Annotated in this window: 22 protein-coding genes; 12 read left to right on the forward strand and 10 right to left on the reverse strand. The window is 54.3% G+C overall.

The window, feature by feature from the left end; translation table 11 throughout:
• Window positions 1–17: 17 nt before the first annotated feature.
• The 3 genes from ACFQPC_RS02490 to ACFQPC_RS02500 are packed head-to-tail and all read left to right on the forward strand — an operon-like array spanning window position 18 to window position 2,673.
• Window positions 18–785 carry a GNAT family N-acetyltransferase gene (locus tag ACFQPC_RS02490; protein ID WP_382270064.1) on the forward strand — a complete coding sequence of 256 codons (768 nt, stop codon included), beginning with the start codon at window positions 18–20 and terminating at the stop codon, window positions 783–785.
• On the forward strand, window positions 782–1,642 hold the full coding sequence (locus tag ACFQPC_RS02495; protein ID WP_382270065.1) for a UDP-2,3-diacylglucosamine diphosphatase: 861 nt from the start codon (window positions 782–784) through the stop codon (window positions 1,640–1,642). The genes ACFQPC_RS02490 and ACFQPC_RS02495 overlap by 4 nt, the downstream gene beginning before the upstream one ends.
• A complete protein-coding gene (locus ACFQPC_RS02500; RefSeq protein WP_382270066.1) occupies window positions 1,624–2,673 on the forward strand; it encodes a glycosyltransferase family 4 protein in 1,050 nt (349 codons plus the stop codon). The genes ACFQPC_RS02495 and ACFQPC_RS02500 overlap by 19 nt, the downstream gene beginning before the upstream one ends.
• A 58-nt stretch (window positions 2,674–2,731) precedes the next feature.
• Here ACFQPC_RS02500 and ACFQPC_RS02505 read toward each other — a convergent pair whose 3' ends face one another.
• On the reverse strand, window positions 2,732–3,916 hold the full coding sequence (locus ACFQPC_RS02505) for an MFS transporter (protein ID WP_382270067.1): 1,185 nt from the start codon (window positions 3,914–3,916) through the stop codon (window positions 2,732–2,734).
• 257 nt (window positions 3,917–4,173) lie between these two features.
• Between ACFQPC_RS02505 and ACFQPC_RS02510 the strand changes: the two genes are divergently transcribed.
• Window positions 4,174–4,515 (forward strand): zinc ribbon domain-containing protein YjdM, encoded by a 342-nt coding sequence (locus tag ACFQPC_RS02510; RefSeq protein ID WP_382270068.1) that lies wholly within the window; start codon window positions 4,174–4,176, stop codon window positions 4,513–4,515.
• A gap of 61 nt (window positions 4,516–4,576) precedes the next feature.
• The gene (locus ACFQPC_RS02515) at window positions 4,577–4,987 is read left to right on the forward strand and encodes a hypothetical protein (protein WP_382270069.1); all 411 of its coding nucleotides are present in this window, start codon (window positions 4,577–4,579) and stop codon (window positions 4,985–4,987) included.
• A 5-nt stretch (window positions 4,988–4,992) separates the two neighbouring features.
• Here ACFQPC_RS02515 and sixA read toward each other — a convergent pair whose 3' ends face one another.
• On the reverse strand, window positions 4,993–5,451 hold the full coding sequence (gene sixA / locus ACFQPC_RS02520) for a phosphohistidine phosphatase SixA (protein ID WP_382270070.1): 459 nt from the start codon (window positions 5,449–5,451) through the stop codon (window positions 4,993–4,995).
• Window positions 5,452–5,455: 4 nt separating this feature from the next.
• Complete coding sequence (ppk1, locus tag ACFQPC_RS02525; protein WP_382271854.1) at window positions 5,456–7,555, reverse strand: polyphosphate kinase 1; 2,100 nt, start codon at window positions 7,553–7,555, stop codon at window positions 5,456–5,458.
• A 178-nt stretch (window positions 7,556–7,733) separates the two neighbouring features.
• Between ppk1 and pstS the strand changes: the two genes are divergently transcribed.
• The 7 genes from pstS (at window position 7,734) to phoR (ending at window position 14,370) form a co-directional block, all read left to right on the forward strand.
• Entirely contained in the window at window positions 7,734–8,777 is a 1,044-nt protein-coding gene (gene pstS, locus ACFQPC_RS02530; protein WP_382270071.1) for a phosphate ABC transporter substrate-binding protein PstS, read from the forward strand.
• Between the two features lie 149 nt (window positions 8,778–8,926).
• Window positions 8,927–9,919 carry a phosphate ABC transporter permease subunit PstC gene (gene pstC, locus ACFQPC_RS02535; protein WP_187148379.1) on the forward strand — a complete coding sequence of 331 codons (993 nt, stop codon included), beginning with the start codon at window positions 8,927–8,929 and terminating at the stop codon, window positions 9,917–9,919.
• Window positions 9,916–10,776, forward strand: a complete 861-nt coding sequence (pstA, locus tag ACFQPC_RS02540; RefSeq protein WP_382270072.1) for a phosphate ABC transporter permease PstA — start codon at window positions 9,916–9,918, stop codon at window positions 10,774–10,776. Before pstC ends, pstA begins: the two co-directional genes overlap by 4 nt.
• Window positions 10,777–10,795: 19 nt before the next feature.
• A complete protein-coding gene (gene pstB / locus ACFQPC_RS02545) occupies window positions 10,796–11,578 on the forward strand; it encodes a phosphate ABC transporter ATP-binding protein PstB (RefSeq protein ID WP_382270073.1) in 783 nt (260 codons plus the stop codon).
• A gap of 84 nt (window positions 11,579–11,662) precedes the next feature.
• On the forward strand, window positions 11,663–12,373 hold the full coding sequence (phoU, locus tag ACFQPC_RS02550) for a phosphate signaling complex protein PhoU (protein WP_382270074.1): 711 nt from the start codon (window positions 11,663–11,665) through the stop codon (window positions 12,371–12,373).
• Window positions 12,374–12,379: 6 nt separating this feature from the next.
• A complete protein-coding gene (gene phoB / locus ACFQPC_RS02555; protein WP_012080139.1) occupies window positions 12,380–13,069 on the forward strand; it encodes a phosphate regulon transcriptional regulator PhoB in 690 nt (229 codons plus the stop codon).
• Between the two features lie 17 nt (window positions 13,070–13,086).
• Window positions 13,087–14,370 (forward strand): phosphate regulon sensor histidine kinase PhoR, encoded by a 1,284-nt coding sequence (gene phoR, locus ACFQPC_RS02560; protein WP_382270075.1) that lies wholly within the window; start codon window positions 13,087–13,089, stop codon window positions 14,368–14,370.
• Between the two features lie 137 nt (window positions 14,371–14,507).
• On the opposite strand, the gene ACFQPC_RS02565 is transcribed toward phoR, so the two are convergent.
• The 7 genes from ACFQPC_RS02565 to ACFQPC_RS02595 form a co-directional block, all read right to left on the reverse strand.
• Entirely contained in the window at window positions 14,508–16,454 is a 1,947-nt protein-coding gene (locus ACFQPC_RS02565; RefSeq protein WP_382270076.1) for a polysaccharide biosynthesis protein, read from the reverse strand.
• A gap of 132 nt (window positions 16,455–16,586) precedes the next feature.
• Window positions 16,587–17,150, reverse strand: coding sequence for a sugar transferase (locus ACFQPC_RS02570; RefSeq protein WP_382270077.1), 564 nt, complete (start codon window positions 17,148–17,150; stop codon window positions 16,587–16,589).
• 85 nt (window positions 17,151–17,235) lie between these two features.
• Complete coding sequence (locus ACFQPC_RS02575; protein WP_382270078.1) at window positions 17,236–18,414, reverse strand: glycosyltransferase; 1,179 nt, start codon at window positions 18,412–18,414, stop codon at window positions 17,236–17,238.
• Window positions 18,411–19,688: a glycosyltransferase gene (locus ACFQPC_RS02580; RefSeq protein ID WP_382270079.1), complete on the reverse strand. Its 1,278-nt coding sequence runs from the start codon at window positions 19,686–19,688 to the stop codon at window positions 18,411–18,413. Before ACFQPC_RS02580 ends, ACFQPC_RS02575 begins: the two co-directional genes overlap by 4 nt.
• Before the next feature lie 2 nt (window positions 19,689–19,690).
• Window positions 19,691–21,706, reverse strand: a complete 2,016-nt coding sequence (asnB, locus tag ACFQPC_RS02585; protein ID WP_382270080.1) for an asparagine synthase (glutamine-hydrolyzing) — start codon at window positions 21,704–21,706, stop codon at window positions 19,691–19,693.
• 2 nt (window positions 21,707–21,708) lie between these two features.
• Window positions 21,709–22,830, reverse strand: coding sequence for a glycosyltransferase family protein (locus tag ACFQPC_RS02590; protein ID WP_382270081.1), 1,122 nt, complete (start codon window positions 22,828–22,830; stop codon window positions 21,709–21,711).
• A complete protein-coding gene (locus ACFQPC_RS02595; protein WP_382270082.1) occupies window positions 22,827–23,993 on the reverse strand; it encodes a glycosyltransferase in 1,167 nt (388 codons plus the stop codon). Before ACFQPC_RS02595 ends, ACFQPC_RS02590 begins: the two co-directional genes overlap by 4 nt.
• Window positions 23,994–24,005 lie beyond the last annotated feature (12 nt).

Here is a 24,005-nt window from a genome sequence, read left to right on the forward strand (position 1 = left end):
AATACAAAGGACGACACATGCGATTACTGAATGCTTCTGCCGATACCAATCTTGCTTCTTCCAAGCTGACGCTGAGCCTTGCCAGCACGCAAAAAGAAGTACGTGAAGTACAGCGTTTGCGTTACAAGGTTTTTATCGAGTCTATGGGCCTTTCTTCACTGAAGAACGAAGAGCGACTCGATAAGGATGAATTTGACGCGTACTGCGATCACCTGATCGTACGCGATTCAGAAACACTGAAAGTGGTAGGTACCTACCGCGTCATGAGCCCGCAAGCTGCACGCAAGATGGGCCAGTTTTACTCCGAGCAAGAATTCGACCTGAGCCGCCTGAACAATCTGCGCAACAGCATTGCCGAAGCAGGACGTGCCTGCATCCATCCGGATTACCGCAGCGGCGCCGTCATCATGTTGTTGTGGGCCGGCCTGGCCGCGTTCATGAAAAAAGAAAAATGCGAATACCTGATCGGTTGCGCCAGCGTCAGCCTGGCTGACGGCGGTCACAATGCTGCTGCCTTGTACCACTCGCTGGCAGAAAACAACCTGGCTCCAGCCGAGTACCGCGTCACACCGCACCTGCCTTTCCCTATCGCCGAACGCGAAGCCGGCCATGTCGCCGTGGTCCCACCGTTGATCAAGGGTTACCTGCGCAGCGGCGCCTGGGTGTGCGGCAACCCGGCCTGGGATCCTGACTTCCATAGCGCTGACCTGTTCATGATGTTGCCACTGGCCAAGCTCGACAGCCGCTATGCCCGTCACTACCTGAAAGAGGCACAACCAGCATGAAACCACGCGACCAATTTTTGACGACTGATTTTATCGGTGCGGAAGTTGGCGCGAAGCGCGAGCCAGTCCGCTTTCGTACAATCTGGATTTCAGACTTGCACCTGGGAACCACCGGTTGCCAGGCACAGCGCCTGCTGGAATTCCTGCGTAAAACCGAATCGGACACGCTCTACCTGGTCGGCGACATCATCGATGGCTGGCAGCTCAAGCGTCGCTGGTATTGGGAACAAGCGCATAACGATGTAGTACAGACGGTGTTGAAAAAAGCCAAGAAGGGCACCGAAGTCATTTTTGTCCCCGGCAACCATGATGAAGCGGTACGCCAGTTCATCGACCTGGATTTTGGCGGCATCCGCATCCGCGATGAACTCATCCATACGACGGCACAGGGCAAGCGCATGCTGGTCTTGCACGGTGACCGTTTCGATGGCGTGATCGCCTGCGCCAAATGGCTCGCCTATGTCGGCGACAACCTCTACACCGTCATCCTCAAGTTCAATCAATGGTTCAACGGCTGGCGCGCCCGTGCCGGCTTGCCGTACTGGTCGCTGTCGCAGTACCTGAAGCTGAAGGTGAAGAATGCCGTCAGCTATATCTCCTCATTTGAAAATGCGCTGGCAGCTGAAGCCAAGCGGCGCGGCCTCGATGGTGTGATCTGCGGGCATATCCACAAACCGGAAATCCGCGACATCGACGGTATTACTTATTGCAATGACGGCGACTGGGTGGAAAGCCTGTCGGCCCTGGTCGAGGAAGCTTCGGGTGCCTTGCGCCTGGTGACCTGGCAGGAAATCGTCATGTCGCATCAGGCGGCAAAACATGAAAAAGGTGAAGAATTATGCGTATCGCCATCGTAACCGATGCCTGGGAGCCGCAAGTCAATGGTGTGGTTAATACCCTGAAGGCCACCCGCAAGCAATTGCGCGCCCATGGCCATGCGGTATTGATGGTGACACCGGAAAACATGCGTAGCTATTCCTGCCCGACCTATCCGGAAATCCGCCTGGCGTACAAGCCGTATGCGAAGGTGGCGGCGGCGCTGGAAGATTTCGATCCGGATTGCATCCACATTGCGACGGAAGGCCCGATGGGGCTGGCGGCGCGCCGCTTTTGCATTAATCGCGGACTGGATTTCACGACCGCTTACCACACCCGCTTCCCGGAATACTTGCGTACCCGTTTCCACCTGCCGCTGGCGCTCACGTATCGCTGGTTGAAGTGGTTCCACCGGCCGGCCAAGGCAGTCATGGTGCCGACCCCGCGCATGCAGGATGCGCTGGAAAAAAGTGGTTTCAAGAATGTGGTGCAGTGGAGCCGCGGCGTCGATACCGATTACTTCCGCCCGGGCCAGCATGAAGAGGTGACGCACGAGCGCCCGCTGTATCTGTATGTCGGACGCATTGCGGTGGAAAAGAATATAGAAGCTTTCCTGCAGATGGAATTGCCGGGCGCGAAATGGGTGATCGGCGACGGTCCCATGCGCGAAGAGCTGGAAAAGAAATACCCGGATGTGCATTTCCTCGGTGCCAAGCCGCATGATGCCTTGCCGGCTTACTACAATTGCGCCGATGTCTTCGTCTTCCCCAGCCGTACCGATACTTTCGGCCTGGTACTGGTCGAAGCGATGGCTTGCGGCGTGCCGGTGGCTGCTTATCCGGTAGAAGGTCCGATTGATGTGGTGGCGCAGGGCAAGTCCGGCGTACTGCATGAGGATTTGATGCGGGCCTGCTTCGAGGCATTGAACCTGAAGCGTTCAGTGGTACGCGAACACGCGCTGCACTATTCATGGAGTGCGGCGACCCAGCAATTCCTCGCGCACCTGCATCCGGTACGCAAGACCGACCACATTCCTATGGTGCGGCGTCCGGCGCCCAAGCCAACTGCATGAAGCCTGCATGCAAGTAGCTCAAGCTCACTTGCATGCACTTCATGTGACTTTTCCGTCCTCAGCTATCCAGGTTTTTCTCCCGGCCGGTCAGGATCGCGGTTCCTATGCCCAGGGTAGCTGCAATGCCGCCGATCAGGAACACCGCCGCATAACCATAGTGATCGGCAAACAGGCCGGCCACCGGTCCGGTCAAGCCATAGGCTATATCCTGGTAAGCCGCAAAGCCGCCGACTGCTGTACCGCGTAATTGCGGCGGTACGCGCCTGACTACCTCCATTCCCATAGACGGGAAGATCATCGAACAGCCTATCCCGGTCAGCAAGGCTCCCAACAGTGCCCAGGCCGGTTCAGTCGCACTCCACAGCAGGAATTGGCCGACTGCCTCGATTGCCAGCGAAACGATGGCAACGCGGCTACCGCCGACTTTGTCCGGCAAATGGCCGCACAATAAACGCATGCCGACAAAGCCGGTGCCGAACAGCGTCAGTCCCAGGCTGCCATAGGCCCAGCCCTGGCTAATGAAGTGCAGCGTAATAAATGCCCCCAGCCCGGCGAAGCCGACGCCTTGCAGGCCCACCGTCAGGCCGGGGCGCCAGATACGGCCGAGGATGCGCCAGAAGGATATGCGTACACCTTGCTGCACGCTGCCTTCCGGCATGTTTTTGATCATCGCCAATCCCAACAATGGCAGGGCGGCGCATACCAGCATCAGGCCGCTGAAGCCCAGGTAGCGGAAGATGGCCAGGCCGAGCGGGCTGCCGACGGCAAACGCGCCATAGATGGCCATGCCGGATAAGGCAATCACGCGACCGGCGCGTGTCGGTCCCATTTGCGCAATGCTCCAGCCCAGCATGCCGACCAGGGCCAGGCTTTCGCCCCACCCGAGCAAGAGGCGACCGATGATCAGTAAGGTATAGCTGAGTGGGGCAGGGAAGACCGGCCAGGCCGAGATCCAGCACACCAGGCTGGCCAGCGTATAAATAATCAGGCCGCGCCGCATGCTGTGTTTGCCACCGGCGCGGTCAGTCAGGGTGCCGGCCTGGCCGCGGGTCAGGATGGTGGCGAGGAAGGTAATGCCGACGGCGAGGCCGGCCAGTACATTGCCGTATTGCAGTTGCTGGGTGACATATACCGGTAGCACCGGCAAGGACATGGCCACGGCCAGATAGGATAAAAACAGCGCTAGCGTCGTCCAGATCAGACGACGATACGCGGTATCAAAACGCGGGGATGCTTCAGACATGTGACAGACTCCGTAAAACCATGATCACGGGAGCCCGCTGCAGCACATACGTCAGCGCGCTCCCGCCATGATCCATGGCTGGTTGCGCGTTGATTGACGTAAACGCTTACGGCGTGCGCAGCTACGTGCGACAGCGCAAGCAGAATAGCATGAAAAATAAAATGAAAGATAGCCGGGGATTGTGCAAAGCGGCGGCTGGCCCGGGGCAAGGCGGTATACTGTTGGCCTTCTATTGGATTTATCTGTAAGGACGCACTATGAGCAATTTGCCTGCATGCCCGCTATGCAATTCCGAATTCACCTACGAGGACGGTGGCCTGTATATTTGCCCTGAGTGCGCACACGAATGGTCGGCGCAGGCTGCGACCGAAGCGGTGGAGCAAGCCAGGGTGTATCGTGATGCAGTCGGTGCGGTGTTGCAGGATGGCGATACCGTGACCATCATCAAGGATTTGAAGTTGAAAGGTTCCGGCGGTGTACTTAAAGTAGGTACCAAGGTTAAAAACATCCGCCTGGTCGACAGCGATCATGATATCGATTGCAAGATCGATGGCTTTGGCGCGATGAGCCTGAAGTCGGAATTCGTCAAGAAAGTGTAAGCGGGCAGCGGCGCGAAGGATGTGCGCCTGCTGATAACAGTTCAGCCATGGAGTGAGCGCCATGCAGTCGCCGTCGTTTGTCATGCGTGAAGAGTGCCCGCAAGGTCTGTGTACCTGTGAGCGCGACGATTTGCTGCGCAAGCCGGATGGCGATGTGCGCATCCTGCAACTGACGAAGTGGCAGGAAAAGCAGCTGATAGCGCGGATAGAGGCGATTTCCAGTTACGCGGATTTGAAGCATGTCGAAGAGCGCATGTATGCGCAACTAGGCATCGTGCTGCACATCTCGCCGGGTTTGAATGAAGTGCGTACCGTGCGTGGCTTGAATATCGTGCTGCAAGAACAGCAGGGCTTGTGCCGGAAGACGCGGCAAACGATACCGGCAGCGATTCGCAAATGCCTGGAACGCAATCCGGCGATTACTTATGCCATCCTCGATGCCGAGGGCTTGTTTGGTGTTGAGCCTGGGTAAGGGTTTTACTTGGCCAGCAGGTCCGGCGCCATCACCGCACGCACATAGTTCCCGGAAATCTCACCGCGTTCGCGCTGTACTATCCACCAGACATTGCCTTTGCGTATGGTCCAGTCTTGAGGACTGCCGGTGACCAGCGTTGCCGCCAGTTGCCCCAGCGTCGGTTGATGGCCGATCACCAGTACCGGTTCACGGCTGTCCGGCCAATGGGTGGCGGCCAGGATTTTTTCCACATTTGATTCCGGCGCCAGGTCGTCGACGATCTTGAACTTGCGACCCAGGGCCTCCGCCGTTTGTATAGTGCGAGTGGCGGGACTGACCAGGATCTTGCAGCTGTTGGGCAGGTTATGGTCCAGCCACTCCGCCATTTTCCATGCCTGCTTGTGGCCTTTTGCTGTCAATGCACGTCCCTCATCGGGCTCACCCATTTCCGCTTCCGCATGCCGCCACAAGATCAGTTCCATTTATTTACTCCACAGGGCTGCCTAATACCTGCATTAGATGTTGTTGGGCGCTGAATGCGCCGGATTTTCCACGAGGCTTGCGTTTTTGATAGACGCCGTTGGAATCTAGTTCCCATGAATTCAAATTGTCTTTGAGGTAGGGATCCAAACCTTCTGCGATCACACGTTTTTTTAACGCCGGATCGAGGATAGGGAAAGCCACTTCGATGCGGCGGAACAGATTGCGGTTCATCCAGTCGGCACTGGACAAATAAACATCGTGCGCCAGGTCGTTGCGGAAGTAATAGATGCGGCTGTGTTCGAGGAAGCGGCCAACGATGGAGCGCACGCGGATATTGTCCGACAAGCCCGGTACGCCGGGACGCAACGCACAGGCCCCGCGCACGATCAAATCGATTTTTACGCCATCGGCCGATGCGGCATAGAGTGCGCGGATGACGGATTCATCCAGCAGCGCATTCATTTTGGCGATGATGCGGCCGGGACGCCCCAGGCGCGCGATCTTCGCTTCATTGCGGATGGCGCGTATGAACTCTTTTTGCAGGGCGAAAGGCGCCAGCCACAGGTGGTCCAGCTTTTTCGGTTTGGTCAGGCTGGTGAGGTGGATAAAGACTTCATTGACCTCGGTAGCGATCGCCGGATTTGCTGTCAGCAGGCCGAAATCGGTATAAAACTTGGTGGTGCTTGGATGGTAATTGCCGGTACCCATATGCGCGTAATAGCGCAGTGCGCCGTTTTCACGGCGTATCACGAGTGCCAGCTTGGCATGGGTTTTCAGGCCGACCACGCCGTAGACGACTTGCGCGCCGGCACGTTCGAGGCGATCGGCCCAGTTGATATTGGCTTCTTCATCAAAGCGCGCCATCAATTCGACCACTACCGTAACTTCCTTGCCGCGTTGTGCCGCAATGATCAGCGACTCCATCAGGTCGGAGTTCATGCCGGTACGGTAAATCGTCTGTTTGATTGCGACCACATCCGGATCCTGCGCCGCGCTGCGGATGAATTCGAGGACCGGCTGGAAGGACTGGAACGGGTGGTGCAGCAAGACATCGTGTTTGCCTACCACTGCAAACAGGTCGGCATTCGCCAGTTTGGGCGGATACATCGGCGAATAGGGAGGGAAACGCAGTTCCGGCTTGGTCACGTGGTCTATCAGCTCGGACAGGCGCACCATATTCACCGGGCCATCCACCGCATACAGGCGGTTTTTATCGATGGAGAACTGTTCCAGCAGGAATTGTGACAGGTGCGGCGGGCAGTTTTTCGCAACCTCGAGGCGTACCGCGACACCGAAATTGCGGCTCTGCAGCTCGCCTTGCAAGGCCTGGCGCAGGTTTTTAACTTCTTCTTCATCTACCCACAGGTCGCTGTTGCGCGTGACGCGGAACTGCGAATAGGCCAATACTTCACGTCCGCTGAACAGGTCGTTGATATGGGCATGGATGATGGAGGAGAGCAGGCAGAAAGAGACGCCGTTCTTAGATAACTCCGGTGGCAGCTGGATGACACGCGGCAAAACCCGTGGCGCCTTGAGGATGGCAATCGCGGTGCCGCGGCCAAAAGCGTCCTTGCCGGACAGTTCAACGATGAAATTCAGACTCTTATTAACAACTTGCGGGAAAGGATGGGCCGGATCGAGGCCGATAGGCGTCAGCAAAGGACGCACTTCACGGTCGAAATAAGCCTTTACCCAGGCGCGTTGTGCATCATTGCGGTCCTGGTCACGTAATAAATGGATGCCTTCCTGCGCCAGCTGCGGCAGGACGCTCTCATTTAATACACGATATTGGCGTTCGACGATTTGATGACATTCGGCTCCGGCCACTGCCAGCGCGGCAGACAGGGCGGGCGGTTCGATAAACTCGCCTTCCATGTGATTATTGGCCAACAGGCTGGCGATCCGGACTTCAAACAGTTCATCCAGGTTATTACTGACGATGCACAAGTATTTCAGGCGTTCCAGCAGCGGGACGTCCGGATTCTCCGCCTGTGCCAAAACCCGGCGGTTAAACGCCAATTGTGACAATTCACGGTTTAAATAGATGGCGCTTTGCGGTAATACTGGGGCGGAAACGGCTTCTGCTACGGCTTTCTTGTGCATGTTCTTGACTTTGGCCATTGGTGACCTCGCAGAGTGTAGTGACCCATTATGACAACTTAATGACAGGTATTTTTGTCCAAAATCAAGTTTATGACATGATTTTTTGGAAGTCATAAAGATGTCATAATTGTCCGATAGAGTTCGCACTGTCTTATTTAGTTAACCCTAAGGAGCAGTTATGCGATTGAATCAATTTGTTAAAACCGCCATGGTAGCTGCAGTCGCAGCAGTGGCGTTCTCTTCCGCAGTAGCAGCTGATATTACAGGTGCTGGCGCGACCTTCCCTTACCCTATTTATTCCAAATGGGCTGAATCCTACAAAGCTGCAACCGGCACAGGCTTGAACTATCAATCTATCGGTTCCGGCGGCGGCATCAAACAAATCAAGGCAAAAACCGTTGATTTCGGTGCATCCGACATGCCACTGAAAGAAGAAGAGCTGGAAGCTGAAGGCTTGCTGCAATTCCCGGCGATCATGGGCGGCGTTGTGCCTATCGTCAACCTGGACGGCATCACCCCAGGTCAATTGAAAATGACGCCAGAAGTACTGGCTAACATCTACCTCGGCAAAATCACCAAATGGAACGATGCACGTATCACTGCGTTGAACCCAGGTGCAAAACTGACAGATTCCGACATCACCGTTGTGCACCGTTCGGACGGCTCGGGCACCACTTTCCTGTGGACCGACTTCCTGTCGAAAACCAATGCTGACTTCAAAGAAGGCGTGGGCGCAGGTACAGCAGTTAAATGGCCAGCAGGCGTGGGCGGCAAAGGTAACGAAGGCGTTGCAGCTAACGTTCAACGTATCAAGGGTTCGATCGGCTACGTAGAGTACGCGTACGCTAAAAAGAACAAAATGTCGCACACCCAGTTGAAAAACCGTGACGGTCAATTCGTTCAACCAGACGACGAAACATTCAAAGCAGCTGCAGCTGGTGCTGATTGGGCAAAAACCCCAGGTATGGGCGTGATCCTGACCAACCAGGCTGGTAAAGCTAGCTGGCCTATCACTGGCGCATCGTTCATCCTCTTGCACAAATCGCAAGCATCGGCTGAGCGCGCTAAAGAAGTGTTGAAATTCTTTGACTGGTCCTACAAAAACGGCGGCGCAATGGCTGCTGACCTGGACTACGTTGCAATGCCTGCACCAGTTGTGAAATTGGTTCAGGACGCTTGGAAAGCAAACGTCAAAGATGCTTCCGGCAAGGCTGTTTGGTAAGCGCTGATTCAATCGCTGATTTAATTGTAGATTCAGTCGCTATTTAACTAAGGGCTGTCCCGGCTATACATCGCGAGATGTGCTGAGGCAGCCCTGTTTAAAACCAAATAATCATGAGCGCAAATCTAAATACTATTCCTGCCCACGCAATGACTATCGATAAAGAAAATAGTGAAAGCGGCATCTTCAGCAAAGCGCTGATGGCCACGATGCGCAAGCAGCGTCTGCAGGATTTTCTGTTTCATAAAGTTACGTTCATCTTCGCGTTGAGCGTTTTGTTCGTTTTGCTCGGCATCATCGCATCCCTGATGATAGGTGCATGGCCGGCATTAAAAGAATTCGGTCTGCCATTTGTGACCAGCGTTGAGTGGGATCCAGTCAACGATAAATATGGTGCGGCAATTGCCATCGTCGGCACTTTAGCCACTTCCCTCATTGCCTTGGCGATCGCTTTCCCGATCAGCTTCGGCATCGCTTTGTTCCTCACGGAAATCTGCCCGGCCTGGTTGAAACGACCGCTGGGTACCGCAGTTGAATTGTTGGCAGGTGTGCCAAGTATCATCTACGGTATGTGGGGTTTGTTTGTATTTGCTCCCTTGTTCTCGGATTACATCCAGCCTGCACTGGCGGCTACCCTGGGCCAATTGCCCGTGATCGGTAATCTGTTCAAAGGTCCGATGATGGGTATCGGTATCCTGGCTGCAGGCATCATCCTGGCAGTCATGATCATCCCTTTCATTGCTTCCGTGATGCGTGACGTGTTTGAAATCGTGCCACCGGTGTTGAAAGAATCGGCGTACGCGCTGGGCTGCACCAAGTGGGAAGTGGTACGCAAAGTCGTATTGCCTTACACCCGCATCGGTGTGGTTGGTGGCGTGATGCTGGGACTGGGACGTGCGCTGGGCGAAACCATGGCGATTACCTTTGTCATCGGTAATGCGCATAAATTATCGTGGTCGCTGTTCTCAGCGGGTAACAGTATCGCGTCGACGCTGGCAAATGAATTCGCAGAAGCGGAATCGGTATTGCATGTGTCTTCCCTGTTTGCCCTCGGCCTGATCCTGTTCGTGATTACTTTCCTCGTCCTCTCGGCTGCGAAACTGATGTTGATGGGCATGTCCCGCAAGGAGGGTGCTAAATGAAAACCGAAGCCATGAACCCGGTATATCGGAAACGCCTGTTTATCCATCGCATCGGTATTGCGTTATCTTTCCTGGCGATGTTGCTGGGCTTGTTCTTCCTGATGTGGATTTTGTTCACACTGGTGATCAAGGGTGTCGGCGCGATCAACCTCGCAATCTTTACGCAAACCACACCTGCGCCTGGTAGTGAAGGCGGCGGTTTGATGAATGCGATTGTCGGCAGCTTGCTGATGGTCGGTGCCGCAGTCTTTATCAGTACACCGATCGGTATCCTGGCAGGTATCTACCTGGCGGAATACGGTGAAGTCAGCTGGTTTGCCAAAATCACGCGCTTCGTAACCGACATCATGCTGTCTGCACCATCGATCGTGATCGGCTTGTTTATCTATGCAATCTACGTCGCGAACGTCAAGCACTTCTCGGGCTGGGCCGGTAGCTTTGCGATCTCGCTGATTGCGATCCCGGTAGTGGTACGTACGACTGACAATATGCTCAACCTGGTGCCAACCAGCTTGCGCGAAGCAGCGTTTGCACTCGGTGCACCGCGCTGGCGTGTGGCGACCTTCGTGCGCTTGCGTGCCGTCAAGGCGGGTGTCATCACCGGCGTCTTGCTGGCGGTCGCACGTATCTCGGGCGAAACAGCACCATTGTTATTTACCGCGTTGAACAACCAGTTCTACAGCGCCAACATGAATGCGCCTATGGCCAACTTGCCGGTGGTGATCTATCAGTTTGCGATGAGTCCTTACGATAACTGGCGTTCGTTGGCATGGGGCGGTGCATTGCTGATTACCTTCAGCGTACTGGCACTGAACATCCTGTCGCGTTCTTTGTTCAATCAAAAAATCCATAACTGAATTTATCCAAGCGAACGCTATGACTACTCAAACGTCTGTGGACATGACCAAAAAGACCCTCGAAATTGCCAACCTGAATTTCTTCTACGGCTCCTTCCAGGGCCTGAAGAATATCAACCTGGATATTCACGATAAAAAGGTAACGGCATTCATCGGCCCATCCGGCTGCGGTAAATCGACCTTGTTGCGTACCTTCAACCGCATGTATGACCTGTACCCGGGTCAACGTGCGGAAGGCAAGATCATGTACCACGGCAAAAACATCCTGGAACCGGGACAAGACGTGAACATGTTGCGCGCCAAGGTCGGTATGGTGTTCCAAAAGCCAACCCCGTTCCCGATGTCGGTCTACGACAACATCGCTTTCGGTGTGCGCCTGTACGAAAACCTGCCGAAAGGCGAGATGGACGAGCGCGTGGAATGGGCCCTGAACAAGGCGGCGCTGTGGACCGAAGTCAAGGACAAGCTGAACAAGAGCGGCCTCAGCCTGTCCGGTGGTCAGCAACAGCGTTTGTGTATCGCACGCGGTGTAGCGGTGAAGCCGGACGTATTGCTGCTGGATGAACCAACCTCGGCGCTGGATCCGATCTCGACTGCAAAAATCGAAGAGTTGATCAGCGAACTGAAAGGTGATTACACCATCGCTATCGTTACGCACAACATGCAACAAGCAGCGCGTTGTTCGGACTACACCGCATATATGTACCTGGGTGAATTGGTCGAATTCGGTGAAACCGACCAGATCTTCATGAACCCGAACAAAAAAGATACGCAGGATTACATTACTGGCCGTTTCGGTTGATTTGATAAGAATAAAAACGTGCAGCGGGCTGCATACCAGCCGCTGTATATAAACATCTAACAGAATTTATTTAGGAGAAACCTGATGCCAGGCGAACACTCTTCCAAGCAATACGATATGGATCTGGAAACCATCCGTTCCAAGGTATTGCTCATGGGCGGCCTTGTGGAAAGCCAGTTTCATGATGCAGTGGCATGTTTCAAGAGCGGTAATGTCGCGCAGGCTGAAGCAGTGATCAAGGGCGATGACAATGTCAACAGCCTCGAAGTATCGCTGGACGATGCCTGCAGCCACCTGATCGTCAAACGCCAGCCGGCTGCCAACGATTTGCGTACCGTGATGGCTACGATCAAGGTCATCACCGACCTCGAGCGTATCGGCGACGAAGCGACTAAAATCGCACGCGCGGCGAAAAACATCACCGAACGCGGCGTCACCACCATCAACCACTATGAAACCATACGTGTGATGGCAACCAGCGCCAGCAATATGTTGCACGATGCGCTGGATGCATTTGCGCGCCTCGACGGCAAGCAGGCGATCAAGCTGATTGCGCAGGACGAAGTGGTGGATCACGAATTCCGCTCCATCATGCGTACCCTGATCACCTTTATGATGGAAGATCCACGCACGATTTCCGGCGCGCTGGATACCCTGTGGGTCGCGAAAGCGATCGAACGCATCGGTGACCATGCAAAAAATATTGCTGAATACGTGATCTACATTGTCGAAGGCAAGGATATTCGCCATACTGATTACGCTGCTACGCAATTAGACGAGCGCACCACTAACTAAGCGATTATGGCTGCTGAAAAACCTACCATACTGATTGTTGAAGACGAACCGCCAATTATCGAGCTGGTGACATTTACCCTGAAAGGGGCCGGCTGGAATGTTGCGGCGGTACAGAATGCAGGCGATGCCTGGGACTTTATCCAGCAACGCCTGCCGCAGCTGATCCTGCTCGACTGGATGCTGCCGGACCAAAGCGGTTTGCGCCTGTTATCGCGTATCCGTGCCGATCGCCAGTTCAATGAACTGCCTATCATCATGCTGACCGCAAAAAGCATGGAAGAAGACAAAATTGCCGGCCTCGACAATGGCGCCGATGATTACGTCACCAAACCGTTTTCGCCACGCGAGCTGACAGCACGTATCAATGCGCTGTTGCGTCGCAAGACGCCTGAGCATTCGCAGACCCTGATGACGGCCGGGAACATCAGCCTGGATCCGGTCAGCTGCAGTGTCAGCATGAATGATGAAAAAATCGATATCGGCCATGCCGAATTCAAATTGCTGAAATTCTTCCTCGCCCATCCGGACCGCGTATTCTCACGCAGCCAGTTGCTGGATAAGGTGTGGGGTGATCATGTGGTGATTGAAGAACGTACCGTGGACGTCCACGTGCTACGTTTGCGCAAAGCCCTGAAAGACGCGGAACACTTGATCAAAACGGTGCGTAGTGTAGGCTATATGCTTTCTACGAAATAAGCCGCGCTAACCACTCTATGAATCCTCAGTTGTTGTTCTGGGTACCCGCAAGCCTGCGACTATCCATCATCTTGATATTCTCAGGAATCGTCGGGTATTTCTTCGGCTTGTCGATAGGTTTGGCAAGCGCACTGGTGCTGATGATCGTCCTGATCGTCATCCAGCTCAAATATCTCTACCAGCTCAGCGGCTGGCTCGATCATCCGGATAGCGAAAAGCTGCCGGATGGCTGGGGTGCATGGACCGACATCTTTTCGCGCCTGTACCGCCTGCGTCGTGATGACGAGCGCAACCGCGCCGAGCTGACCGAATGGCTGGCGCGCTTCCGGCAGGCGATGAGCCTGTTGCCGGACGGTGTCGTCATCATGGATGATGTACTCTTCCTTGAATGGTGCAATCCGGCCGCGGAAAAGCACCTGGGCCTGAACAATGGCCGCGACAAGGGCATGCGCGTCACCAACCTGATCCGTAATCCGGACTTCATCGACTACATCATCCTCGGACGCTATGACCAGCCACTGACGTTGACGTTGAAAGACCGCAAGCTGATCGTGCAGATCATTCCGTTTGAAAACCGCCGTCAAATCCTGGTCACGCATGACGCAACCGAATCCGACCGTATCGAAATGATGCGTAGGGACTTCATCGCCAATGCTTCGCATGAATTGCGTACACCGTTGACAGTCATCAACGGCTTCCTCGAAATCGCACAAGGCCAGCCGAACCTGGATCCGGATGTCCGCATGTCGCATTTGAACCTGATGATAGAGCAGGGCAAGCGCATGCAAAACCTGGTCGAAGACATGCTGACGTTGACGCGGCTGGAGTCGATAGACTATCCATTGCGTCCGGAGCACGTGAATATCGGGAATTTGTTGAGGCAAATCCTGCAGGAAGCAGAAGCCTTGTCGGGCGGTCGCCATGTCATTTCACTGACAGTGGACGGCCCGGACATCCAGGGCAGCACCGACGAATTGCGCAGTGCCTTTGGTAACCTGGTGTCGAATGCGGTGCGTTACACGCCGGAAGGCGGCCGTATCGACATCAAATGGCAGGATGCCGGCAATGGACCGCAGTTTTCAGTCAAGGACAGTGGTATCGGCATCCGTGCCGAGCATATTGTCCGCTTGACCGAGCGTTTCTATCGTGTCGACAAGAGCCGTTCGCGTGAAACGCAGGGGACGGGGCTGGGGTTGGCGATTGTGAAGCATGTGCTGCTCAGGCACGGGGCTACGCTGGTGATTCATTCCGAACCGGAACAAGGTAGCGAATTCCTGGTTGTTTTCCCTCAAGCACAATAGTCATTCCCATAAGCGGGTAAAAAGTGTCCGGCGTTTTCCATATCGGAGAACGCCAGCTACTACGCTTGCCTGATTCGTTTGATTTGAGCCTGGACGATGAGGGAAAAGGGGCTAGTTTGTGCAGTCCTGGGGCTGGACTAAATTGCGCCGCCGAACGAGCCCATTTCCGCCTCATTTTCCATGTGAACCCAATCTACGATTTCACCACTGGGCTTGTAACCTGAAACAAGTTGTTGCAACATGAGCCGGACGACTTTGACATCGTTTATATCCAGGGCCATTTCCAAAGCATTGAGTTTGGATTCAAGGTCAGGCCATGGAATAAATTCTTCATCGGCTTTCATGATCCTGGGGTGGGACGTCAGTTTGGGATTGTCACCGATCAAAAGTTCTTCATACAGCTTTTCTCCCGGGCGCAGTCCGGTAATCTCTACCTCAATTTCGCCATTGGGATTTTCTTCATTTTTGACGGTGAGGCCGGACAGTTCAATCATGCGATAGGCCAGGTCAATGATCTTTACTGAAGCGCCCATATCCAGCACGAAGACATCTCCCCCTTTGGCCATGGCACCGGCCTGGATGACCAATTGCGCGGCTTCGGGAATGGTCATGAAGTAGCGGGTAATTTCCGGATGGGTCAGCGTAATGGGGCCGCCATCACGTATCTGTTGACGGAATTTCGGTACCACTGATCCGGACGAGTCCAGTACGTTGCCAAAGCGTACCATCGTAAATTTCGTGCCTGGATTTGTCGCTGCCAATGCTTGCAACACCATCTCTGCCAGACGTTTGCTGGCACCCATGATATTGGTTGGGCGGACCGCTTTGTCGGTGCTGATCAGGACGAAATCAGTGACACCGTTTTCGGCTGCCGCCTTGGCGGCCTTTTGTGTGCCCAGCACATTATTTTTTACACCTTCTGCCGGATTGTGTTCGACTAGCGGTACATGCTTGTAGGCGGCTGCATGGTAGACGGTGTCCGGCTTCCAGGTCGACATGATTTCGTGCAGGCGTTCGTCGTCTTGCACGGAACCGAGTAGTGGTACCAGCTTGATATCGCGGTCCGCCAGTTTTGCTTCCAGCTCACGATGAATTTCATACAGTGCAAATTCACTTTGTTCTATCAGCAAAAGTTTTTCCGGTCCCACGCTGAGGATTTGGCGACAGAGTTCGCTACCGATGGAGCCACCGGCACCTGTAACCAATACAACCTTGTTCAGTACATTCTTGGCCAGCAGGATGTGGTTTGGTGAAACCGGTTCGCGGCCGAGCAAATCGTATATATCCAGTTCGCGCAAATCGGAAATGCTGACCTTGCCTTGCGCCAGGTCAGTCACGCTAGGCAAGGTGCGTACCGAAACATGCGCATTTCGAATCTGCGCCAGGATTTCATTGCGGCGCTTGCGATTGAGCGATGGCATCGCGAGCAGGACATCACTGATGGGTAATGCCGATACGAGATAAGGCAGGTTGTCCGGATTGTAGATGGGTTGGCCATTGAGGACATGACCGTGCAATCGATCGTCATCGTCAAGGAAACCCACCACTTGCATCTCATAGCAATTGGACATGGCAGCTGCTAATTGCCGCCCGGTCTTTCCTGCGCCGTAAATCAGTGCTTTCGGGCGTGCCGCCTGTTTCAAAATGCTTTGATACTGGTCACCCAGCCATACCCTGGCCAACGCGCGTGATGCACCTACCAGCAGGAGCAGCAATATGGGCTGGATAATGCCTACGGTTCTTGGAACATCAGTAATGCCGATCGCCGTGAAAATGGATGCGTACAGGAGTCCGTAAATGCCAACGGCCCGTGCCACCGCCAACAGGGCCGGCCAGCCGCTGTAGCGGAAGATGGCGCGATACAAGCCCGAGAGCATGAAGATAGGCAATGCGATGCAGATGGATACAATAACGGCGAATAGTGCATTGCCCGACAGTGATTTGAATTCGCCCAGCCGCAGGTAATAGGCCAGCCATACCGTAAAGATGCAAAGACCCAAATCAACTGATGCGGCAATCAGTCTTTTTGCCGCTCTTGGTAAGTTGAGCATGGGTGTGGCAAGTTTAAGCCAGGGTTTTTTCATGATATGGATTCGTTAAGTGTATGCAGCGTGTTTCCGGGAGCAGCAAGCTTTCGTTTTTGTGAATGCCGCCGCCATGCTCATCCTGATAGTGACAGTTGCAAATTCATTTTCAATGCCGGTGCTTCAGCACGTTTAGTGCGATACACCATCCCGCTTTACTACCTTCAGGAAAGTCAGCCACAGGATGTGGAGATCGAAGCCAAGTGATTGCCGATGCAGGTACTCGGTGTCGAGTGCAACCTTTTGCGGTATGGGCAACTCATCCCGACCATTCACTTGCGCCCAGCCCGTAAGTCCGGGGAGTAATGTATGAACATCATTCTCGGTGCGCAATTTAATCAAGTCATCCTGGTTGAATAGTGCCGGGCGTGGTCCCACCAGGCTCATATCGCCTTTGATAATGCTCCATAGCTGCGGCAACTCGTCGAGGCTGCTGGTACGCAGGAATGAACCGATGGGGGTCATATAGCGTTTCGGATCTTCCAGCAAGTGTGTTGCTACTGCCGGGGTATCGATACGCATGCTGCGGAATTTTGGCATTTTGAATATGCGGTTATACCTGCCGACCCTGTCACTCCAATACAGGACAGGACCCTTGGAGGTAAGGCGTACGGCCAGCGCTACGAGCGCAATTGGCAGCAGCAAAACCAATGCAGCGCACAGGGCGAGTATGAGATCCAATAATCTTTTGCTCATGATTTATTCTTGGGATGCCAGTCGACGATTATTTGCATGCCTTCTTTCTTGCCGGATAACTGCCGTTAGCCCGGAATGTATATTCTTATGTGAGACGCTGTACATCGGGCGGCACGATAGTCGGCTTGCCATCAAAAAGACCCGCATAGTAACTGCGCCAGTAGTCGGTAATTCTATCTGCAGAAAAATATACGTGAGCGCGTTCCCGGGCACGATCACCGTACTGCATCCTTTGGTCCGGTGCCAGCATGCTTTCCATTGCAAGCATCAAGGCAACGGTATCGCCGGCCGGAAAAAGGAGGCCGGTAACGCCTTCTTCTACCGCATCGGTAAGGCCGTAGATGCGGGAAGCGATTGCAGGTCGCCCCATTGCTGCGGCTTCAATCACCACGGTACCGAAACCTTCGCGGAAACTTGGCAGGCAGAGTACATCTGCCAGGTCCAGGTAATCTTCAGGGCGTGCGGTGAGCCCGATAAGCCGGCAGTGATCGCCGGCAATTTCCTGTATGTTCGCTGCCAGTCCGCCCTCATCCGGGCCAACATACAGCAACCATGCATTTGGATATTTGAGGACAAGGGCGGCAAAGGCATGCGCCAGTACGAGCACACCTTTTTCGTGCTGGATACGACCTATAAATACGAATACGCATGCATCCATCGGAATGCCCAAGTCCCGGCGTAATTGTTCACGACGTCCGGTGACTGGTGAAAATCGCTGCAGGTCTACGCCGCTGATGGAGCCCAGTCCGAATACCTGGATAGCGGAGGCATCGCAAATTCCTTCCTGTTGCAAAAAATCTGCCTGCGAGCGGCTATCGGCTTGCAGGTTCGTGGCACAGGTGACGATTAAGCGATCCATTTTTTTCAGCAGAAAACGCATGAAACCACTGCGGTTTGCCCACACCTGTCCGGTGAAGGTATGTGTCCGATATGGGATTTTGCAAAATTTTGCGGCGAGCATCGCAATCAACCCGCCTTTGGGAGTCAGGCTATGGACGGCATCGAAGTTTCGTTTGGAAAAAAAACGGACCAGCCAGAATAATGCAGATACATCCTTGAACAGGCTGATTTCACGTACGATCGGGAAATGTAAAAGCTCGATACGTGGATCCAGTGCATCTGAAGGCTGCGAGCCTTGCGTGTTTACACAAACCGTTACGGCATAGTCGTCCGCAAGTGCCTTAAGGTGATTGAGCAAGAATGCGTTTAAGGCAAAAGGGCTCGTGAGTACCACGCAGATCGAACGTTGTGTTGAACGGTTCATTGTTTGCGCACCGCCGCGAGCAATGTTTCCAGGGCGGTTTCAAGTTTTGCAAATTGCGTGTCGCGCGTAAAATCGTGGCCCGGTGTCGGTGTAGTCTCCAGCCTGCCGGTGAGCGCCTTGCTTTTTTGCCAGGCCAGGAGATTGTTCGCGATACCTTGTGCATCGGAGACGACCGCACCTATGTTTGCATCTTCAATCCATGCACCGACATCGCAACGATGAGGGCCAATCGCGAGGATGGGGCGTCCCGCACCAGCGTACTCGAAGAGTTTGGTGGTATAGATGCCTGAATTTCCATCGCTCCACAGGAATAAAAGTAAAACGTCGGCGGAACGCTGCATGCTGATTGCCTGCCGGCGCGCGACGGTAGGCTGGAAGACCATCCAGTCGTCAACCTTCCATGTTTTGGCGGCTTCCAGCAATGGTGCAACATTGCGTCCGACTACATTTACCCGTGCCTTCCCGCCCTGCGTGCGGAAAGAGGCGAGGCCTGCACAAAAGGAGGCGAGGTCATGATGCTCCGGATAGACACTGCCGGTGTAGACGATTTCCAGCGTATCGCGCGCAGTCTCCATGATGGGAATGTCGTCAATCAGGTCGTCCGGATCGAATCCATTCCTGATTTCCCAAACCGGTTTGCCAAAACGTTTCAGTGTTTCGGCAAAAGGCGATGAAATAGTCACGAGCGCTGAAGCGCTTTTTAATAGATTTTTTTCCCACATGCGGTCAAGGTAAAGGCGCCATGCCGGATGGGAGTAGCTATGGTTGTCTGACCACAAGTCGCGGAATTCCGCGACCCAGGGAATACCTGTGCCGGCTGCAAGATTATGCCCGACCCGCAAGGCGGAAAAAGACGGCGACGTTACATAGATCAGATCAAAATCCGTGCTGGCCAGCACTTCCCGGCCGAGCGCAGTGGCGCTGCCCACCCAGCCGATTTCGGCGTCCGGCCAGTGCAGCAGCGTTTTATACCAGGCACCTATACGTTGCAGCCAGCCGCTGCGGGAACCGGATTGCATATATCCTTCGCGCGCCACTTTTTTGCGGCCACCAAGCAGCCACTGAATCGGTGCATTGACCGACCATCCCCGTGCTTCGTGTACCTGTACCTCCGGAATTTCCAAAGGCAAACCTTTGACGAAGGGTGGTTCGTGCGATGAGATAACGTGGACCGTATGCCCCTGGCGGTGCAGGTACTTGGCAAGCTTGCCTGGCCGCACCGCACCGACGGTGTTGTAGGGAGGGAAGTAATAACTGATGAGCAGTATTTTCAATTTCAGGCTGTCTCTACGTTGAATCGCTCTACCCAGGCACCGAGTGAAATCATGCGCCAGGGCAGGAAAGAAAAAGCTTGTTTACCGGCCAACACTTCGTTCAGGTAGTCCAGGGCATTCGGAGTCAGGATCCCGGCCGATTGCTCAATTGCCTTCTTGAGCGCGATCCGGAATTGCTCAGGTGCTTTTTCTTTCATCCATACGGATTCAGGTGTGGCAAAACCGATTTTGTCGCGTCGTTGCCGAATCGCTTCCGGCAGTACACCATCCATAGCGGTTCGCATCACGCGTTTGGTCAAACCTTGTTTTAACTTGAAATCGTCCGGCAGGGATAGGCAGAATTCAACCAGTCGATAATCGAGGAACGGGACCCGGGATTCGATGCTATGTGCCATGGAATTCCTGTCTTCCCAATGAAGCAGCATCGGCAGATGGCGTGCCTTGAGCAATGACAGGGAAAGGGCTTGCACCGAACTGGTTTGTTCTACGGCGCCGGCGCTGCCTTGTGTCGCGATCTCGTTGAGGTAGGAAGGCGCAAGCCAATTGTTGTTCATCGAGGATGGACGCCCGACCATATGCCGGAGCGATTGTCGTATGGCCGGCGGCAGCAACATGTCGGCCATCCTTTGCAACGCATACATCGGCGAATATCCAAGTTCCCGTTTCATCGCCCGCATTTCCCGGATTAACTCCGGAAAGTTGCCGCGACAGAGCAATCCTGTGAGGCGTGGAGCGAGGAAGACATGATATCCGGCCAAAATTTCATCGGCACCCTGGCCATTCAGGATGACACGTACATCGCTGCCGGAAACCAGCCGGTAGACGCTCCATTGGGCAAAGATGCTGGTGGAACTGAATGGTTCATCCTGATGCCAGGTCATGTCCGGCAAGGCTTCAAACAATTGATCCAGGTCCGGGATGGTTTTGTGGCTGGTAACCCCCGTTTGCTGTACCACCATATCGATCCAGGCCCGTTCATCCACGCTTGCCACATCGGAGCAGGCGGAAAAGGCAGACTGCGCGCTGTCAGTACTTCCTTGCAGCTGCCCATGCATCAGGCATACGATGCTGGAAGAATCCAGCCCACCGGACAGGCACGACCCGACCGGGACATCTGCACGCAAGCGCAGTCGTATGGAATCCTGCAACAGGTGTTTGAACTCGGCGGCTGCGTCCTCATAGCTTCCGGTATATGAGCCCGGTTTCAGTTCATACCAGGCGGTGGTCTCGAGCCGCCCATCGCTTTTCAACTTTGCCAGCGGCTGGCCTGCATCAATAACCGTGTAGTGTCCCGCAGGGATCTGATAGACAGCATCAAACAGCGTTTCGTCGGTGTGATCCATGACATTCCAGACCAGGAAATCATGGGTACGCTGGATATTGGCGCGTGCCTTCCAGCCGGGCAGGGCCGTCAATTGTTTGATTTCGGACGCGAAGGCCAGGATCCCGGCGTTGGTTTTATTGTAGTAAAGCGGTTTGACGCCAAACCGGTCACGTGCCAGGAACACTGTGTCGGAGGAGGTATCCAGGATTGCGAATGCCCACATACCATTGAATCGCTCGAGACAGCGAGGCCCCCATTCTGCATAAGCGGCGAGGATCACTTCTGTATCTGAATGCGAGACGAAGGTATGTCCGAGGACTTCCAGCTCCTGGCGCAATTCAACGTGATTAAATACTTCACCGTTGTATGTGATCCAGTAACGGCCATTTGCGTAGGACATGGGTTGGTGTCCCAACGGGCTTGGCTCGACGATGGCCAGTCGCCTATGTCCCATGGCCAGGTTTGCCGTATGGTTGGCATCTGCCACGTGCTGTTTCGGTTGCCACGGCAGGGCCGCCGAGATTGCCGCAGCCGGCGTGTCGTCGCCATAATAAACCGTTGGCGACATATTTCCCGTGCGCAGAAGATAACCTTCATCATCCGGTCCGCGATGCCGGATCATGGACGTCATTTGCCGGAGGGGGGCGGTCAGGGCCGCGGCATGCGGACTAAAGATGAGTGAGATACCACACATGGTCAGGTATTCCCAATGAGTTCACGCAGCAAGTCCGCGTTGCGTTCGGCACAAAGTTGCGGCGCAGCCTTATGGCTATTGTTCTTGTAGCGCATGAGCATGTCGGCGGAAAGTCCGGACAGGCTACGCGCCATTGATTCGGCGCTGAAATCGTCGGATACGACTCCCAGCTCATGCTTGTCTACCAGTCTTTTCATTTCGCTCGATGGGCCGATGGCGATCGCCAGTCGGGCCTGCAGGAATTCGAAGAATTTGTTCGGCAATGCATAGGAATAGTTCACGCTCACCGGCGGTAACAAGAATAGCCCGATGTCATAGTCATTGATCGATGGTGAAATCTCAAGCATGGGGACGGGGTCGAGGAAACGAATGCGCGGATTGTGCGCAGCAAGGGTTTTCAGTGTTTCCAGGTATGCCGGTGCATGTGCAATCAGCATGAAGTCCAGGCTAAAGCGTTCGTCGAGCAGATCCATCAGGCGGATCATTTCTTCCGGGTGTCGCGACGGGGCGGCGACTCCGTGGTGGATCATACGGATTTTATCCGCGACGACCTCGCGAGGCCCGAGGTCCTGATATGCGGTGGCGTTTGTTATCGTGTGTACGCGGACACCGTATTCGCTTGCATACAAGTCGGCGATACTTTCACAGACAGTCGTCATCGCATTGACTTGCGGGATGAACTCCTTGCACTGCGCAGATATCCTGCGCTGGTGCAATAAACGCCAGATCCATCGATCTTCGAATTCCCGTGGTGCGTATTCATGTGCATCAAACACGATGCGTGTTTTTTTGCCGGCAATGGCAAAAGTGACCGGCAGGGCATCGAGATCATTTGCCAGTATGACGTCGAAGTCGCAATTACGTGTCGCAGCCAGCGCTGATTTCACCGAAGGATGCGACCAATAAAAGAGCTGATCCAGCCGGAGAATGGAGAGGAATGCACCGAACAGGCGGCGTGTTTTTCCATTCGGGCGATCTGCATTGATGTGCGCAACACCAGGGATGGAGGAAGGCGAGAGTCCTAGCGTTGTAACTGAATAGCTGTCACGCAGCGCAAGGATTTGCCGGTGTACACGTGGATCGCGTGCGAGATCGGAAAATGAAATGATGAGTATGCTTTTCATTGGATCGGTTTGATGTCCTGGATGGCGTATCCAAGTGAGCTGTATATCGCAAGCAGCGCAGCTTCTTCCGATTCCCACGAGTAGCGAACCGGTGATGCCTGAATATGCTTCCTGATATCACTTATTGATTGGTGATCGATGCTACGAAGTTTTTCCAGTACGGTTGCGACACCGGGCTCCACGGTCCAGCCATAAGCAGATTCTTCGATGAAACGACTCATTTCGGGGAAGTTGCTTACCAGGCTTGGAACGCCACAAGCCGCATACTCAAATACTTTATTGGGCAGGCAGTAGTAATAGCTGAGGCAAACGTTTTCGATCAGGGACAAGCCGACATCAGCATCCGATGTATGTGCCAACACTTCTTCCGGTGGCACGGCGGGTACCCAATGAATGTTGGGATGCCGGTCAGCTGCTGCCGATATAGTTGATTCCATATCGCCATAGCCCATGAAAACCAGGTGCTGTTTTGCATCCATTTGCCGGAACACATCAAGCAGGATCGGAATGCCCCGGCCTGCGGTCAGCAAGCCTTGATAAAGGTAAATGCGTTCTTCAGGACCGGTCACGCCGATTAATGCGCGGAGCTTTCCGGTGGCAGCTATTTTGCGCTGCTGCACTTTAGGCATATTACGGACAACCGCAACTTTGCCCAGCTTGTATTGCTCTTTGTACCATTGGGCGATGGAGTGGTTCACCACTGAAACTGCATCGCACTGGCCGATCATGAGGCGTTCCGCGATTTTCGCAAGCCGTTTGCGTAAGCCGCGACTGGACACCACTTCCGTTTCCAGTTCGTGAGTGTCATAGACCAATTTACATTTCAAGAACCATTTTGCGAGTACGCCCAGGGGCAGGACTGACAGGCTGTGACAATTGACACATTGCAGTCCAGGCAGTGACAGCAACTTGCGGAAGGCAGCCACATACCAGCCGACAGCCTTGATGACATGCCCTAATTTTCCGGTAATTGTGCGTCCGAACGCAGGGGCAATGCGTGTAACCCGGGAGTTGTCATTAATTGCCTCTTCCGCAGGAAGGTCCTTGCGGAAGATGGCTATTATCAGGAACTCATTGAATACCCGGTACTTACCCAGGCATTCCACAATACGCAGGATTCGTGATTCGTTCGTGAAATACGACGGATAAATATGAACGTTCACTGGCTCAGGCGG

The sequence above is a fragment of the Herminiimonas glaciei genome (assembly GCF_042664955.1).
In the GTDB taxonomy this organism is placed as follows: domain Bacteria; phylum Pseudomonadota; class Gammaproteobacteria; order Burkholderiales; family Burkholderiaceae_D; genus Oxalicibacterium; species Oxalicibacterium glaciei.

Bases quoted from the DNA above. Each gene is read 5' to 3' on its own strand.
- ACFQPC_RS02490 (WP_382270064.1), top strand. From the start codon at position 18: ATGCGATTACTGAATGCTTCTGCCGATACCAATCTTGCTTCTTCCAAG.
- ACFQPC_RS02495 (WP_382270065.1), top strand. From the start codon at position 782: ATGAAACCACGCGACCAATTTTTGACGACTGATTTTATCGGTGCGGAA.
- ACFQPC_RS02500 (WP_382270066.1), top strand. From the start codon at position 1,624: ATGCGTATCGCCATCGTAACCGATGCCTGGGAGCCGCAAGTCAATGGT.
- ACFQPC_RS02505 (WP_382270067.1), bottom strand. From the start codon at position 3,916: ATGTCTGAAGCATCCCCGCGTTTTGATACCGCGTATCGTCGTCTGATC.
- ACFQPC_RS02510 (WP_382270068.1), top strand. From the start codon at position 4,174: ATGAGCAATTTGCCTGCATGCCCGCTATGCAATTCCGAATTCACCTAC.
- ACFQPC_RS02515 (WP_382270069.1), top strand. From the start codon at position 4,577: ATGCAGTCGCCGTCGTTTGTCATGCGTGAAGAGTGCCCGCAAGGTCTG.
- sixA (WP_382270070.1), bottom strand. From the start codon at position 5,451: ATGGAACTGATCTTGTGGCGGCATGCGGAAGCGGAAATGGGTGAGCCC.
- ppk1 (WP_382271854.1), bottom strand. From the start codon at position 7,555: ATGCACAAGAAAGCCGTAGCAGAAGCCGTTTCCGCCCCAGTATTACCG.
- pstS (WP_382270071.1), top strand. From the start codon at position 7,734: ATGCGATTGAATCAATTTGTTAAAACCGCCATGGTAGCTGCAGTCGCA.
- pstC (WP_187148379.1), top strand. From the start codon at position 8,927: ATGACTATCGATAAAGAAAATAGTGAAAGCGGCATCTTCAGCAAAGCG.
- pstA (WP_382270072.1), top strand. From the start codon at position 9,916: ATGAAAACCGAAGCCATGAACCCGGTATATCGGAAACGCCTGTTTATC.
- pstB (WP_382270073.1), top strand. From the start codon at position 10,796: ATGACTACTCAAACGTCTGTGGACATGACCAAAAAGACCCTCGAAATT.
- phoU (WP_382270074.1), top strand. From the start codon at position 11,663: ATGCCAGGCGAACACTCTTCCAAGCAATACGATATGGATCTGGAAACC.
- phoB (WP_012080139.1), top strand. From the start codon at position 12,380: ATGGCTGCTGAAAAACCTACCATACTGATTGTTGAAGACGAACCGCCA.
- phoR (WP_382270075.1), top strand. From the start codon at position 13,087: ATGAATCCTCAGTTGTTGTTCTGGGTACCCGCAAGCCTGCGACTATCC.
- ACFQPC_RS02565 (WP_382270076.1), bottom strand. From the start codon at position 16,454: ATGAAAAAACCCTGGCTTAAACTTGCCACACCCATGCTCAACTTACCA.
- ACFQPC_RS02570 (WP_382270077.1), bottom strand. From the start codon at position 17,150: ATGAGCAAAAGATTATTGGATCTCATACTCGCCCTGTGCGCTGCATTG.
- ACFQPC_RS02575 (WP_382270078.1), bottom strand. From the start codon at position 18,414: ATGAACCGTTCAACACAACGTTCGATCTGCGTGGTACTCACGAGCCCT.
- asnB (WP_382270080.1), bottom strand. From the start codon at position 21,706: ATGTGTGGTATCTCACTCATCTTTAGTCCGCATGCCGCGGCCCTGACC.
- ACFQPC_RS02590 (WP_382270081.1), bottom strand. From the start codon at position 22,830: ATGAAAAGCATACTCATCATTTCATTTTCCGATCTCGCACGCGATCCA.